The organism is Mesorhizobium sp. L-8-3 (assembly GCF_016756615.1).
In the GTDB taxonomy this organism is placed as follows: Bacteria; Pseudomonadota; Alphaproteobacteria; order Rhizobiales; family Rhizobiaceae.
Genome location: NZ_AP023262.1, coordinates 6,514,725 through 6,528,843 on the forward strand (window position 1 = coordinate 6,514,725; position 14,119 = coordinate 6,528,843).

Annotated in this window: 14 protein-coding genes; all 14 read right to left on the reverse strand. The window is 66.3% G+C overall.

Features of this window, described 5'->3' with window-relative positions:
• Position 1: 1 nt before the first annotated feature.
• Entirely contained in the window at positions 2–382 is a 381-nt protein-coding gene (locus JN302_RS30210; protein ID WP_244846016.1) for a GPW/gp25 family protein, read from the reverse strand.
• Entirely contained in the window at positions 379–684 is a 306-nt protein-coding gene (locus JN302_RS30215; RefSeq protein ID WP_202330145.1) for a hypothetical protein, read from the reverse strand. Before JN302_RS30215 ends, JN302_RS30210 begins: the two co-directional genes overlap by 4 nt.
• 5 nt (positions 685–689) lie before the next feature.
• Entirely contained in the window at positions 690–1,406 is a 717-nt protein-coding gene (locus tag JN302_RS30220) for a phage baseplate assembly protein V (protein ID WP_244742321.1), read from the reverse strand.
• A gap of 10 nt (positions 1,407–1,416) precedes the next feature.
• Entirely contained in the window at positions 1,417–2,550 is a 1,134-nt protein-coding gene (locus tag JN302_RS30225; RefSeq protein WP_202308003.1) for a phage late control D family protein, read from the reverse strand.
• Between the two features lie 2 nt (positions 2,551–2,552).
• Positions 2,553–2,840 (reverse strand): hypothetical protein, encoded by a 288-nt coding sequence (locus JN302_RS30230; protein WP_202308005.1) that lies wholly within the window; start codon positions 2,838–2,840, stop codon positions 2,553–2,555.
• 16 nt (positions 2,841–2,856) lie between these two features.
• Positions 2,857–3,510, reverse strand: a complete 654-nt coding sequence (locus JN302_RS30235) for a hypothetical protein (protein ID WP_202330146.1) — start codon at positions 3,508–3,510, stop codon at positions 2,857–2,859.
• Positions 3,511–3,851: 341 nt separating this feature from the next.
• Complete coding sequence (locus tag JN302_RS30240; protein WP_202330147.1) at positions 3,852–5,936, reverse strand: eCIS core domain-containing protein; 2,085 nt, start codon at positions 5,934–5,936, stop codon at positions 3,852–3,854.
• An 85-nt stretch (positions 5,937–6,021) separates the two neighbouring features.
• A complete protein-coding gene (locus tag JN302_RS30245) occupies positions 6,022–7,560 on the reverse strand; it encodes an eCIS core domain-containing protein (protein WP_202330148.1) in 1,539 nt (512 codons plus the stop codon).
• 63 nt (positions 7,561–7,623) lie between these two features.
• A complete protein-coding gene (locus JN302_RS30250) occupies positions 7,624–8,877 on the reverse strand; it encodes an eCIS core domain-containing protein (protein WP_202330149.1) in 1,254 nt (417 codons plus the stop codon).
• On the reverse strand, positions 8,874–9,137 hold the full coding sequence (locus JN302_RS30255; protein WP_202330150.1) for a hypothetical protein: 264 nt from the start codon (positions 9,135–9,137) through the stop codon (positions 8,874–8,876). Before JN302_RS30255 ends, JN302_RS30250 begins: the two co-directional genes overlap by 4 nt.
• A gap of 3 nt (positions 9,138–9,140) precedes the next feature.
• Positions 9,141–11,120 carry an ATP-binding protein gene (locus tag JN302_RS39310; protein ID WP_244846018.1) on the reverse strand — a complete coding sequence of 660 codons (1,980 nt, stop codon included), beginning with the start codon at positions 11,118–11,120 and terminating at the stop codon, positions 9,141–9,143.
• A gap of 2 nt (positions 11,121–11,122) precedes the next feature.
• Positions 11,123–12,442, reverse strand: coding sequence for a DUF4255 domain-containing protein (locus JN302_RS30265; RefSeq protein ID WP_202330151.1), 1,320 nt, complete (start codon positions 12,440–12,442; stop codon positions 11,123–11,125).
• The gene (locus JN302_RS30270) at positions 12,442–13,251 is read right to left on the reverse strand and encodes a hypothetical protein (protein ID WP_202330152.1); all 810 of its coding nucleotides are present in this window, start codon (positions 13,249–13,251) and stop codon (positions 12,442–12,444) included. The genes JN302_RS30265 and JN302_RS30270 overlap by 1 nt, the downstream gene beginning before the upstream one ends.
• Positions 13,248–14,111, reverse strand: a complete 864-nt coding sequence (locus JN302_RS30275) for a T4 family baseplate hub assembly chaperone (RefSeq protein ID WP_202330153.1) — start codon at positions 14,109–14,111, stop codon at positions 13,248–13,250. The genes JN302_RS30270 and JN302_RS30275 overlap by 4 nt, the downstream gene beginning before the upstream one ends.
• Positions 14,112–14,119 lie beyond the last annotated feature (8 nt).

The following is a 14,119-nucleotide window of genomic DNA, read 5'->3' on the forward strand; positions in this document are numbered from 1 at the left end:
CTCAAACCGCGACAGGATGCCTGAAGACTTCTTCGCGCCGCTCCCCCGTATCCCGAGGGCTGTAGGCGACGGTGATTTCGAGCGTAGCCTCCGACGCCAGCACCGAGACCTTCTCGACAGAGACCACCGGATCCAGCCAGCGGATCAGCGCGCCGTGGATCAGCTGCTCCGTCGCCGCGGCCAGCGCATCCGATGCCGGGGCAAAAACCAGCTGCTTGACCCCGCAGCCGAATTCCGGCCGGTTGACCCGCTCGCCGGGCGCGGTGAACAGGACGAGATAGATGAGATCCCGCAGGTGGTCGTCGCGGCCGGTAAGCGCGCTCGCTCCCAATTCGCTGACGGCGAAGGGGAAATCCAGGAATGGGCGGTCAGCCAGCATCATCCGTAATCCACATCGACGACCGTCACCGGCTTGGTTTCATCGTGCTCGCAGTACACCTTGATGGCGGACTTGTTGTTCTCGAGATGCCGCACGATGCCGCGCGCGATCGCCACAAACAGGCGCCTGCGGTCGCGCACGGTCGTGTCGGACGCGTTGAGGTCGAGCGACGGCAGCCCGTCCGCGGTCATCAGCGCGTTGAGCTCCTGCTCGATCTCCTCGGCCATGGAATCGGTGAAGCGAGGATCGGTAAAGCCGACGCTGCCGGCAGCACTGAGATTTCCGGGGATCAGCTTGTCTGCCATGCCCGCTACTCCAGGAAGACCTTGAGGGACACCAGGCTCGGGCTCGGCGGCGGCATGGGCGCGACCGGCGGCGCCGGCGTGACGGGCAGTATGCCAAGAGCCAGCTCGCCCGGATGTACATGCGTGTTGAAGAGCCCCACCAATTGCGCCAGATAGCTGAGCAGTTGGTCGCCAAGCACGGCCGGATGCGCGGCCGAGTCGCTGCCTTCCTGGATCAGCGGGGCGCTGGAGACGACACGAACGGCACCCTTGATGGTGACGGTGCCCGTCGCGACGCTGACTTCGACGGAATTCAAACCGAGAGCGTCGGTCAGAGTGATCGTCTGCGTCTTGTCGTCGAGGACGGTGGTCAGGCCGAGTTCGCTGCGCCAGATCTTCGTCATCGGCTCGCTCGGGCTTCCGGGCGGCTTCATCGGCAGTTCGCCGGTGCCCCAATAGCATCCCGCCCAGATCGGCCGCGACACGTCGCCCGCTTCGAACTCGATCCACACGCCGGCTCCGACCGGCGGCACCGAGAAGAAGCCGGACGTCGGTCCGGCATAAGGCGTGCAGGGCTTGGCCCAGCCGGTCGGTATCTCGCCGAGAACCTCCGGCACGAAGGCCTGCAGCCGGCCGAGGAACAGGGGGTCGTTGTTGTTCATCACGGTTCCGGCGAACTTGCCGTAGACGCGGTTGCGCCCGTCACCCTTGCCCGCTCCAGTCGTCATGCCGTCGCCGAACACCAGCCCCTCCTCACGCCACCGCTGCCAGTGGATCGATGAACACCTCGGCTCCCGTCAGCCCGACGGCATTGCGCCATGCCGAGAAGCTCTGGCTGTAGTTGTCGCGCGAGATGCGATGGGTCACCGACTGGACGTAATAGAGGCCGCTGTTCTGCCGGCCCGCACCCCGCACGAGTACCGGCAGGCCGGCCAGCAGCGGGCGCGCATATTTTATCCCGTCGACCTCGCCGCTCGCCGTTATCGCGCGGCTCGATTCGCTGGCTCGCGCGAAGGCCTGGGCCTGGGCTTCGGCCGGGCTTGCCGCGTCGGTGGCGGCGGGGCGCGTGACCGGTGGCGGGATGATGCGGTTGAGGGCCGGCTCCAGCCCCATTGGCAATTCGGTCGAGACCGGGGCGACCGTCGGGATCGGCGCCCGGCTGCGCGGATCGACGGAAACGCCCATCACGGATGTCGGCCCCAGCATGTCGTTGGAAACGGAGAAATTGCTGAGGTTGGTCTGGGTGCCGAAATCGATCGAGAGCACGCCTTGCGGGGGCATATGGGTCAAAGGCGGATGGAAATGTCCGATATCGAGGCCGACCACCGGATCGGGCTGGACGTAAAGCTCGTAATTGTTGCGGCTCGCCATCTGGAACAGATAGGACGAGTCGAAGTCGCGCTGGTTCGACGTCGTGTCCAGCATGGTTCGGAGCGGGGGCGTCGGGAAAACCGACGGGATCATCGCATATTTGCCGAAGATGGCGGCTGCGATCGCGCTGTCCGGCAGGTTCGGCCAGGTGAAGGGCTGCTGGATATGCGCCATGATCGTGGCGAGTGCGTCCATTCCCACCACTTCCAGCCGCGAAGCGCCGGGCTGGTTGGCGGCACTCAACCGCGCGTCCTTGACGTAGCCGTTGACCAGCGCCTGCGGAATGCCGAGACCGAGCGAGACGCGGATGGTGATCGGCACCAGCGGGCGGAAGATGTCGATCGCCAGTGCATCGAAATCGCCGAACATGTTGCGGCTCAGATCGAAGTGCAGGCGGAAAACCGAGGCTTGTCCCACCGAGGTCTCCACCTCGATTTCGCGCAACGCCTGGAAGAAGATAACCGGCAGCGGCGCCATCGCGACCTGGACGACGAAATAGGATGGCAGCAGGCCCATGCTCACACGCCTCCATCGGGGCCCGGCACGCCGATGCGCCGGCCGGGCGGCTCCGAGAGATCGACGGGCCGGCGGGTGAGATTGACGTCGCAGAGACGCCAGAACTGTTCCGGATCGCCGAGGGCGCGCCACGCCAGAAGGTCGGTGCGGTCGCCCTCATTCACCTTCATCGATAGGCTGGCCGAGCCCACGGGTATGAAACGCATGCGCTTGTAGCGGATCATGCGGCCATCGGGCCCGTCGATGAATGCATCAGCGATGTGTTCGTAGCGGCTGCCCCTGAAGAACATGGCGCCTCCTGGTCGTCTAGATCGGTGTGATCGCTTCCAGTCCCGTCTTGTCGCCGAGCAGGTTCAGGGCGGACATCGCCTCCTTCTGCGTGAAGGAAGCGAGATAGACCCAGTAGCCCGGATTGGTGACGTCGAGGTCGCGATAGGTCAGCACTTTCAAGGACAGGTCCGCCTTGGCGCGGATCGGGTTGAGCTTCTGGTCGAATGCCTCTTCCTTGATCGACAGGCTCTGGATCTGGACCGGCAGAACGCGCCTGGGCCCCCAGATCAGAAGCGCGAGCGGTGCCTGCTCGCCAAGGATGAAGGCGCTGCCGGCCAGCGCCAGAGCCTCGTTGGCGATCACCACCGGATAGGAGGGGTAGACCAGCCGCTCGAGCGCTGCGATAACCGGATGAAGCCCGTTCTCGACGGTGATGGCATTTTCCGACGGCCGTTCGAGCTGGTCGGCCGCATCGATCTCCACGGAAAAGGTCATCGTTTCCTGCGGCGGCCCGTTCACGCGATTGGCGTCTCCCCGCCCTCCGCCGCTGCTGCCCTGCAACTGGAGCGAACGCGACACCTCGTCGGGATTGTACTGAAAGACGATGACGGTCGGGAACAGGTCGGGCAGCCGATAGGCGACGATACCGCCCTTGAGCACGCGCGGACTGCGTGGAAACTCCGACCCCATCGCCTGCCCTCCTCGGAACGCCCCCCAAGGAATTACCAGTGAGAGTAGCATTGTTTGACGGGCGGAAAAACCAAATTCTGCAATCTTATTCGCCGAACGATAACGTTCGCAAGATATCTATAAGTAATGCGTGTTGTTCATCGCATTTATACCGATCGATAGTTGACGACATCATCCATTGTGAAATCCAAGGTTGTAGAACTAATTTTTATGAAAACTTGCACAATATTGGCCACGCTTCCATGAAAATTTGGCAGCGACATCCATTCCGTCTCACTTCCGTCAAGACGGTTGGTCGCCGGCCGCAGCCTGGCAGCTTGAGTTATCCTGGGCCGTTGCCCTCAGAAATAGACACCTCCTGTGAACAGCACCGTGGTCGGCACAAGCACCTTTTCCTTCTCTCCGATCTGGACGGCGCGCTGCTCGGGAATCTTGCCTGCCCCGGTGCTGACCTGACCTGCGACGAAGTACTGGTCGAAGCTCGTGCGCAGTCGAACGCCGCCCAGCAGGGGCGAATCCGGATTCCACCAATCGAGCCGGCTGACCGAGCCTGACAGGTCGATCTTGAAGACAGGCAGGCTTTCCTCCGAGCGGTCGCCAAGATAGGTGTAGGAAAAATCCCCGCGAAAATCGGAGACATTGAACTTCTCATGCGTGCCGGTGACGAAGCCGAGCGCGGCGCCGACGCCGAATTTGTGCCGCCGCCCGAATTCGAGATTGGCGAAGGGCGTGAATTGACCTGCGCGCCCACCAACCGGCGCGCCGCCCTCGCCGAGGCGGGGCGCGAAGATGTCTTGCTCGGTCCAGTCGGTATAAACGGCGGTGAAGCCCATCTTCTTGATGATGGCGCCCTTCTTGCCGCTGTAGCCGAAACCGCCGCGCAGGAACCAGCCCGTGAGTTGCCTTGCCTGGTCCCCGCTGTAGCGCGCGCCGCCTTCGATCTCACCGAGGAAGCCGCCGCCGCCGAAAAGCGTGCCGACGTGAAAGGCTTCGGACGGCAGCTTGCCTGCCTGGCGCTGCAGCGCCGTGGGGTCGGTGAGGTCGTAGCTGAACCATAGGCTTCCCTGCCAGCCCCGATATTTCTGCAGGTCGGCCTGGTCCTTCGCAGAGGGACCACCTTCCCGGAACAGGCTGACGATCTGCGGCAGGTTGAGCGTCAGGCCGAGCTTCCGCTGCTCGCCGCCCTGGCCCTCTCCCTCTCCTTTCTTGTGTTCCAGAATGAGTTCGGCCGGCCCGCCCCCGGCGGTGGCCGAGGTCGCCGCATAGGCAGGGTGCGTCGACAGTTTGAGCGGGCCTGTCGCGAAGAAATCCGGCGCCTTGATCTGTTCCGCCAGGACGAGGTTGAAGATCGTCTTCAACAGCAATGTCTGCTTTTCGAGCTGTGTCGCTTCAAACTCGCCTGTTTTCGCCGAAGGCTTCTTCACGGCCTGGACGGTGGAGAGCGTCGCCTGCGCCAGCGCAAAGATCGAGACGAGGCTCGCGGCATGCTTCTTCAGCCGGCTCTTGAACAGATCGGAGCCGAGATAGGAATCGAGATTGATGCGGACGAAGCTGCTGAACAGGTCGAGATAGAAGCTCTCGCCGCCGGCGATCTTGTGGATGTCTTCCGCATGCTTCAGCCAGGCCCCCAGGAAGTCGCCGAAGGATGAGCCCGCGTCGAGCGACTTTCCCGCCGGCATGCCGGCAAAGATCAGGTTCCAGATCGCGGCGCCTTCCTTGCCCTTGAGCCTGAACTCCTTCTTCTGTTCGTCGGTCAGCTTCTGGGCAAAGATGTCGTTCCACAGATCGATGAACAGCGGATAGATGAGCAGGTCCTTGGCCGTGAAGGTCACCTTCTCCGATGGTTTTTCCGTAGTCGTGGGCGCTTCCTTCTTTGCCGTTTCATCTTCGGGCGCACGCCGGATGGTCGAGAATCCTCTCTGCTGCGCGACATGCGCCAGTTCATGGGCGATGAGCCGCCGGCCGGCCGGTTCGCCGGGAGCATAGGCGCCCGCAGCGAAGGCGATGTCGGCGCCGAGCGTATAGGCGCGGGCTTGGATAGCATCCGCTGCGGCAGCGGTGCGGCCGCCGGTATGGATCCGCACGCTAGAGAAATCGCGGCCGAAGCGCGGCTCGAAATAGGCGCGCGCTTCCGCCGACATCGGCGCGCCGCCGGCGGCGACGGCCCGGGCGGCCGCTTCGGCGGGCTCCTTCCGTGTCAGTTCCCCGCTGTCGCATTCCGCACACTTGCGCTGGATGTTTCCGCGCTCTTCTTCTTCGCATTCGGCGCATTTGCGCTGCGCTGTCGCAGCCGGAGCCCACCCCAACGGGCCGACGATGTCAGCGCTCACCACGGCATCGGCAATCCGGTCGGCCTCCCGTTCGAGCGGGTCATCGACCGGGCCGACGCGCGCCTTCCTCTGAAGCGCGGGCGCGGGTCTGGCCATCTGCGGCGATGGCGAAACTGTCCCGTATGCCCTTGCTGCGATCATCGCCCAAGACCTCGCATTTCGGCCTCGCCTTCCCTGCCGGTCAAAACTGCACCTCCAATGATCCGATCAGTCCATGCAGCGCCTCGGCTTCCGAGTTCAGCGGCTGTGTCCAGCGATAGGCGGCGCCGACCGACAGAGGGAAGACATACGCGTCGCCGTAGGGAATGAGGAATTCCGCCCGCGGCCCGACTTGAAGGATCCAGGCAGGCGCGATGGCGGTGGAAGGCGCCTCTTCGGGCGTGGCCGGACGCAATGCGAAGCGCCCGGCCCCGACGCCGGTCTCGAGGCGGAATGAAAAGCCGCCATAACGCGTGCCTCCCCAGCCGCCCGCCCGCGCCTGGATTCCGGCGAGAGCACCGCCGAACTCGGTCGGCACACGACGCTCCTCCGGCGTCTCGGCGCCGACCGCACCAAGCTCGGATGCGGTGCCGAACACGTTCAGATCGAGGCCCAGCGTGGCGCGCAGGCGGCCCGACGCCCAATCGCCGAGAAAGCGGCGATAGGAGAGCAGAACGATCGGCTGCTCTCCGGTAAGTTCGACCCCGGCGCCGACGCTGAGTTCGTTACGGCCCGGTCCCATACAGTAGGAGCGGATCTGTGCGGCATGCCAGTGGGTCGATCCGCCGGGAACGCCGCAATTGTGACCCGCCTCGTGCAGGAAGGATCCGGCAAGGCCTTCCGCACCCTGATCGTATCCCATGTCGGTGTAGGCTATGTCGGAACCGCCGACAGAGCCGCGGGCGTTTTCGTCCGTGCCGTTGGTGATCTTCCAGATCGTGGCCCTGCCCCAGACGCTGGCCAGCGTCCCGGCGGTCCCTCCCGGACAACGCTCCCTGAAATGATCGTGGCATTCGGAGAATCCGGACGGGTCGTTCACCACTTCATCGACCTTTGCCATGGCCTGGTCGACGCGTTCTCGTTCATCCGGCGGCACAATCGCGATGGTGACGGCGCCCCAGTTGGGCGGCGTCCCCGTACCGTAGCCGGCACGCCGAACCGCCGGAACGGCGCCATCGGCCTGCTGGATCACATGTGCCAGTTCGTGGGCGAGGAGCAGCCGGCCGACCGGCGCCGCCGGGGTATACTCGCCCTCTGCGAAGGCGATGTCGGAGCCGAGCGTATAGGCGCGCGCATGGATCGCATTCGCCGCGCCCGCGGCCCGGCTGCCGGTGTGTATCCTTACATCCGAAAGATCCCGGCCGAAACGCGGCTCGAAATAGGCTCGAGCCTCCGCCGACATCGGCATGCCGCCGGTAGCGACGGCACGGGCAGCTGCCTCGGCTGCAGCGTTCCCGCCCGGCCGCGCACTCACGCGCTTGTCGTCTTTCCTCTGAAGCGTTTCCTCTTCCTCGCATTCCGCGCATTTGCGCTGTGCTGTCCCGGCCGGTGCCTGTCCGAAGGCGGCAACTGTGCCCTTGCCGATCACCGCCTCCGCGATCTGGTCAGCCTCGCGCTCCAGGGGGTCGTCTACCGGTCCGAGCTTGGCCTTCGGCTGAACGGCTCGAGACGCCGGGCGCAAAGCATCGAGCCGTATTGGCGGCGCTTGCAGCGCAAATGACGACCCGAAGGAACCCCTCACCGCCATTTTCCTTTCATGCTCCCGCTCCTTCCGACCCTCAGTGCTGCGCTTCTTCCCCCACGCTCACGGAATGAGTGGCGTGCAATCCGTCGTGTCGTCCGATTGAAACCCATAGACGTCGGCCACGATGGCCGCGTGGCACTCCGGATTGCGGCCGCGTTGATTGGCATTCGCAAGGCCATGGCCGCGGAAGCCGAGGCGCATATGCACGGACTCATGGATCATGTTGCCGCCGCGCTGATCGACCGTCTGCATCAGCGGGAAGGTCCAGAAGGTCGGACAGATCGCGATCTGCCTGCCTCCGGGACAGGACAAGGCGATCGAGCCGCCGCACCGCGCCGAGGCACAGCCCGGGAGTGTGAAGGCGCTCGTGCCGGGACAGCGGTATCTGATCGGGCCGCTGAGGAAATCGTGCAACTGGCGGAAGCGGTCGGAAAGCGACAGCATCTCCTCGCGCATCGCCTCGTTCTGCGTGGCGTGGGTGCGCCCGGTGAAGCGGTTTCTGAACCTTCCGCGCGCCGCGGCGGGCGGAAGGCCGAAACGCCGCTCATAAGCATCCGACACGTAGGAACGGCCGAAAGTCGGGTCGGCAAACGTCAGCGCTTCGAGCGCCAGCACATTCGACGTGCCGAGCGCCATCAGCTGGGCGCGCTCGTCGTCGGCCGTCAGTTCGGCGATCGGATCGGCAGGTGCGCCGTGGACATTGGGCGGGCACCGCGACGTGGCGGTCACCGTCCGGCGCAGCGCGGGTGCAGCACCGCGCTGCTGCTGCACGACATGCGTCAACTCGTGGGCGAGGAGCCGCCGGCCGGCGTCCCGTTGCGGGTCGAATTCGCCCGATGCGAAGGCGATGTCTGAGCCGAGCGTATAGGCGCGGGCGTCGATCGCCCCGGCCGCGGCTGCTGCCCGGCCGCCGGTGTGTATCCTCACACCGGAAAAGTCCCGTCCGAAGCGTGGCTCGAAATAGGCGCGGGCTTCGGGCGACAGGGGCTCGCCGCCCTGCGACACGGCTCGCGCGGCCGCCTCGGTCGGCTTTCTCTCGATCTTTTCTTCTGCTTCACAGGCAGCGCATTTGCGCTGAATTCCTTCCTCTTCCTCGCATTCCGCGCATTTGCGCTGAGCCGATCCAGCCGGCGCCTGGCCGAAGCCCCCGACGGCATGATCGCCCACCACCGCATCCGCGACCTGATCGGCCTCCCGTTCCAGAGGGTCGTCGACCGGACCGAGGACCGCCTTCCTGAGGATGGCGCGCTGCGGCGCGGCAAGCCTTGGGGCAGGAACGCTCGTCGGCGCAGGCGCGTGGAGGACCGCTCTCATCGCCGACGGCCTTCCACATGCCTGGCGAGCGCCGCGCGGACGGCGCGCAGGATCTCGGCCCGGCCCGCCCCCGCCGGCAAAGTCACGTTCAGGTTTTCGATGTGAAGCCCCTTGCCGACGATTGCGTTGCCGCGCAGAACTTCGGCGAGTGCGGCGGCCACGTCCTGAGCGCCCCGCGTTGCCGAACGGGAGTCGCCATTGCCGCTGACCCTGATGCTGCCCAGGGAGACGGATGGGACATGGTCTGCCCTGTCGGTCATGGCTCACGAAGCCTCCGGCCAGAACATGCGGAACTCCTTGTCCAGCTTGCGGAACTCCGCCCGTGCCGCGCGTGCGACATGGCGCATGGCGAGCGGTACGCCTTCTGCCGCTGCGAGAAATGCCGCATTGACGGCGATCACCGCTATGTTGCCGCCGGCGATGTCGAGGCGCGCCAGCGCGTCGAAGTCGAGTGCCGCCTTCGGCGTCTCGTCCGGAAAAGCCTTCATCCAGATCGCCCGCCGCAGCGAGGCGTCCGGGAAAGGGATATCGATGGCGAAGCGCAGCCGCCTCAGGAAGGCGCTGTCGAGATGTCCCTTCATGTTGGTCGCCAATATGGCAAGCCCTCCATAGCTCTCCATGCGTTGCAGGAGATAGCTGACCTCGATATTGGCATAGCGGTCATGGCTGTCCTTGACTTCGCTGCGCTTGCCGAACAGTGCGTCGGCCTCGTCGAAGAAGAGTACCGCGCCGCTCGCTTCCGCCGCATCGAAGACGGCTTTGAGATTCTTCTCGGTCTCGCCGATATATTTCGAGACCACCCCCGACAGGTCGATCCGGAAGAGGTCGAGCTCGAGTTCCCCGGCGATCACTTCGGCTGCCATGGTCTTGCCGGTTCCGCTCGGGCCCGACAGCAGCACCGAGACGCCGCGCCCGCGCACGAGCTTCTTCGCGAAACCGTGTTTCACATAGACGAGCGACCGGTGGCGGACCTGTGCGGTCACCGCGTGCAGATCGTGGAGGATCTCGGCGGGCATGACCATATCATCCCAGCGGTAGCGCGGCACGATCCGCTCGGCGAGTTCTTCGAGCGCCCGCCCGGCGCGGTCGCGGCAGGATTGCCGCAGATCGCCGCCTTCAGCGACGATCGCCGCGATCTCGCCCGGGCCGAACCTGAACTGGTCGGCGAGCGCTTCGACCCGCTCGTCGGTCTCGGCGGAGCCAGGGCCGAGCGTCTCGCGCCACAGCGCCGCATGGTCGGCCTGGTCGAGCACCTCGAGGCGCAGATGCGGAACGTCGAACGGCAGATCGGGGCGCGTCTCGGCAATTGCGATAACGAGCGCGTCGATGCGGTGATGCAAGAGTGCCACGACGTCGGGCTGACCGGCGTCGACCATCAGCGCAAAACCTCCGAGAACAGCCTCGCGTCCGACCAGCGCGACAAGATCCTGCGTCGGTTCGAACGGCCGCGGCTTGAAGACGGCGAGGCCGAGGCCGAAGCGGGCGGCGAGCGCGGCCGCCGCAGCGGCCCGGCCGCTGCGTTTCGGGCCGACGATCACCGCCAGGGGTCGCCGAGCCGTCTCGAGCCGTACCGCCAACCGCTCGACGCCTGCCCTATGACGCTCGGGGAAGGACGCCGGCTCCGCTTCAAAGAGCATCGGCTGCGTGCGCGGCTCCTCCGAGTGTTCGCCCGTAAGGAGCCACCTGACGCGTTCGTCGAGCGTGATCGCCGTCAGCGGCGTCAGCGTCCGGTCCGCACTCTCGACCAGCAGGAACCGGCGCAGGGGAGCTTCCGGCGAAAGACGCTCCCAGGCTCTTGCCTCGCCTTCCGGTCCCGCGGCGGCAAGGAGTGCCATGGCAAGATGCGGCGTTGCCTTGTCGAGCGCAGCGCGCCCGTGGATCTGCGCGTAGAGGGAGGCAAAATTCGCGCGAAGCAGCGGCGCGAGCGCGAGCAGGAGCACGTCTTCCTCGAAGGGCGACAGCCGGAACAGGGCCGAGACACGGTCGATCGGCGCGGGCTCGCCGGCCCTGAGCATTTCCTCGCGGGCTCTCTCATACGCCCCTCGGGCCGCGAGCGCGGCCGGCGATCGAGGGGCCGAGCCGACATTGGTCTCACGAGGAAGGCGGACCGGTGCCAGCCGGTCGTCGAGGAGTGCATCGATCCATGCGAGACCCGCCTCGATCGCCAGCCGGTTGCGGTCGTACCATGTCGGTTGATCCGTCTCGGATTCTTGTTCCGGCTTCGGTTTGGCTGCGACCTTCATAGCTAGGGTCCCAGCGTGAACAGCATGCCGGTGTCGCGGCTGCGCGCACCGTCGACCTGCACGGCCACCGGATACGGCGTCGCCGAGACGTCGAGGATCTCCGTCGCCGCGCTCATCGGGACTTCGACGGCCGTCGGCGTCGGCGCCGCCCAGGGATCACCCGGCTGCGGTGGGCGCACCGGAATGGCAGCGTCGCCGACGATCACTTCCGCCGTGCGGGCGCGAGCATGCCACAGGCGCTGACCGTTGACCCGGAGCACCGTGGCAGCGTTGCCGGCGACCGGCACGATTGACGTGATGCGTGGGCAAAGCTGGATGAGGGCGAGGTTGGACGGATAGCGCCGCATAGCCGCGACAGGCGTGCCCCGGCCAAGGCCGCCCTCGACCCCTTCGGCCGGGTGACCGGCGATGATCTGAACCTCGGTCGGTCCCGGCTGGAGCTGCCGCTCCGGTGGGATAGGCCGCGGCAGCGGATTGTCGAGATCGGCCGGATATTGCGCGTCCGGCAGCGTGATTAGAATACGCCCGTCGGCCGGCGGGCTGACCCGTATCGGTTCCAGCGTGCCGAGCCTGACATAGAGCCTGTCGGCGAGCGACCCTTGCGAAAGGATGGTGATCTCGTCGCCGATGCGGGCCCGGATCTCGCCGATCGGGCCGTTCGGTGCCGGCGTGACATAGGCGTCGAGGACTTCCGGCCGGCGGCGGACGGTCATGAGGATGCGGCGCGTTTCGACCGGCTGCGGCCGAACCCTGGGCTGCGGCGTCTCGATCTGCACGACGGTGACCTCATAGACGACCGAGCGGCGGAAATTGGTGCCCGACACCGCCGACCAGACTTTGGTTATGTCGTCGAGCGAAGCCGGGTGAAGCACGATCCGCAGCCGCTCGAATTCGTCCTGGAGCACCGGATCGAGCAGCGGGTCACCCACCGTTCCGGCGGCCGGATTGACGATGGCCAGCTGGTCGATCCGATTGGAGAAGTCGTTGAACACGCGCATGGCATCGCCGAGCAGCGTCTGGGCATTGAGATCGGCGTCCGGCTGGGTCTCCATCGCGCTGTGCGTCGTCACGAGGTAGCGCAAGTTGAGCGACAGCGGCGGATGTCCGTAGGCGGCGGGATGGCCGCTGCCCAGGATCTCCTGGTTCTTGAGGCCGGCATTCTCGATGAGCTGCATCAGGTAGAGATTGACGCGCGCGCCATCGATGCCGTCGACCGTCACGTCCGGCGGGGCGAGCGTCACCGAGACGGGCACCACCATGCGGTCGAGAAGCAAGGTGCGGAGCGTCCTGCTGACAGCGGCGATCGCGGCATGCGTGGCCATCAGCGCTCCTGACGTGGTTGGCCGCGGCGGACGCGGGCATAGGCCTCGAAGCCGCGCGTGCGCGGTGCCTGGGGCGGCGGCGCAGGAGCAGGCCGAGGCTGGACGAAGTGGACGTCGATTCGCCCGACGGTGACCGTGACGGGCGGCGCGGGATCATCCTCCGCCGTCCCGATCGGCCGGCCGGGGCGCCGGTCTATCGCTGCCGCCGGTGACGGCAGCTCCGTCGACGGCAGCTCCGGCGGCGGCTGCGTCGAGCGTGTCGCCGTCATCGGCACCGGCGCTCCGGGCGACGGTGCCGGCTCCTCCACCGCGTTCGGTGCCGATGCCGGTGCCGGCTGCAACAGTGCGACATCGACGGAATCCCGGTTGGTCGGAGCTGCCGCCGCGTCGGGTCGCGATGGCGCCGGCTCCGAGGCCGGAACGGTCTCCAAACCGGGATCGGTTTGCGCGGCCGCCGACTGAATCCGGCGAACTGGACGCATCTCCTCCACCTCGACCCGGCCGATGGATGGGCGTGATGCCGCGGTCTGTGCGCCGGTTGGTCCGACGGCTGCGCTGGCGGGAGGCGGCGCCGGGCGAGCATCGGGCTTGGCCTCCGGTGCGATCGCACCTGTCGCAGGCACGGCCATGAAAGGGGCTATCCTGTCGGGAACGAAGCCAGCGCCATGGACTTCCTCGCCCCCCGATCCATCGGCAATCTCGGGAGATGTCTCGAATCGAGATAGCGGCCGCGGCTTCAGCGTGGCAAAGCCCGGAACACCTGCCAGACCCGAGCCGCGTGCGACGAGGCGCTCGACAAAGCCGCTCATCCCGCCGCCTCCATCTGCGCCGCAACCTCGAGATAGCGCATTCGCCGTTCACGCGGCAAAGCCAGGATGTCCGCCTCGCTCCAGTGGTAGCTGCGCGCCATACGGTATACGTCGCCGAAGATACCCGACGACCGGGCAAGACTGGCATGAAGGATGGTAAAGCCGTCGAGCATCGCCTGGATCTCGATGCCGCAGCTCGGGCAGGCGATCCCGGTAGTCGTTTCGGCGGAAGGATCGAGATGATGGAAGGCGTCGGAAAGCGGGATCTCGAAGGCGGCGGGCAGATCGGCCGGCGAGACCGGCGCCCCCGACGGATCCGCGATCTCCAGCGCGCAACCGATGACGAGTGCCCGTGCAGCGGCGGCTCGATCGTGCAAGCGGGCGGCTCTTTCCTGGTCGCGCCCCGAGGGAAGCCTGAAGCGGACGCGCCATTGGCCTCCGGGCGCGACGAGGCGGACTTCTTGCTCGCCGTCGCGGTTTGCGTCCGGGCGTTCTGCGACGATGTCGTCCAGGGACACCGGAACCTCCGCGACCGCGCCGCATCCTTCCCTCGGACATGTCGCGACGAGATCGAGCTGCGGGCCGAGGGTCAGGCGGCAGAGATTGAGCAGGAGCCGTTCGCGATCACCGATGACGAGTTCGGCCACCATCTCCGGCGTGACCTGCCCAACGGGGCCGATCCGCGTCGTCACGGCGGCGAGCAGGGCCGTCGTGCATTCGGCGGGTGTGAGACGCCCGGGACACTCGGAGATCAGGGCCTCCTCATGGCCGGTCAGGCCGCGCAGTTCCGCGTCGAACGCCCGCACGCCTGCTGCCCGGAGACCATGCGACAAGAAGATCGTGGCCCTGTCCGACATCATCGCCCTTC

What these genes read in the sequence shown, in the direction of transcription:
- JN302_RS30210 (WP_244846016.1), bottom strand. Translation starts at nt 382, where the DNA reads ATGATGCTGGCTGACCGCCCATTCCTGGATTTCCCCTTCGCCGTCAGC.
- JN302_RS30250 (WP_202330149.1), bottom strand. Translation starts at nt 8,877, where the DNA reads ATGAGAGCGGTCCTCCACGCGCCTGCGCCGACGAGCGTTCCTGCCCCA.
- JN302_RS30215 (WP_202330145.1), bottom strand. Translation starts at nt 684, where the DNA reads ATGGCAGACAAGCTGATCCCCGGAAATCTCAGTGCTGCCGGCAGCGTC.
- JN302_RS30275 (WP_202330153.1), bottom strand. Translation starts at nt 14,111, where the DNA reads ATGATGTCGGACAGGGCCACGATCTTCTTGTCGCATGGTCTCCGGGCA.
- JN302_RS30270 (WP_202330152.1), bottom strand. Translation starts at nt 13,251, where the DNA reads ATGAGCGGCTTTGTCGAGCGCCTCGTCGCACGCGGCTCGGGTCTGGCA.
- JN302_RS30265 (WP_202330151.1), bottom strand. Translation starts at nt 12,442, where the DNA reads ATGGCCACGCATGCCGCGATCGCCGCTGTCAGCAGGACGCTCCGCACC.
- JN302_RS30230 (WP_202308005.1), bottom strand. Translation starts at nt 2,840, where the DNA reads ATGTTCTTCAGGGGCAGCCGCTACGAACACATCGCTGATGCATTCATC.
- JN302_RS30255 (WP_202330150.1), bottom strand. Translation starts at nt 9,137, where the DNA reads ATGACCGACAGGGCAGACCATGTCCCATCCGTCTCCCTGGGCAGCATC.
- JN302_RS39310 (WP_244846018.1), bottom strand. Translation starts at nt 11,120, where the DNA reads ATGAAGGTCGCAGCCAAACCGAAGCCGGAACAAGAATCCGAGACGGAT.
- JN302_RS30235 (WP_202330146.1), bottom strand. Translation starts at nt 3,510, where the DNA reads ATGGGGTCGGAGTTTCCACGCAGTCCGCGCGTGCTCAAGGGCGGTATC.
- JN302_RS30240 (WP_202330147.1), bottom strand. Translation starts at nt 5,936, where the DNA reads ATGGCCAGACCCGCGCCCGCGCTTCAGAGGAAGGCGCGCGTCGGCCCG.
- JN302_RS30225 (WP_202308003.1), bottom strand. Translation starts at nt 2,550, where the DNA reads ATGGGCCTGCTGCCATCCTATTTCGTCGTCCAGGTCGCGATGGCGCCG.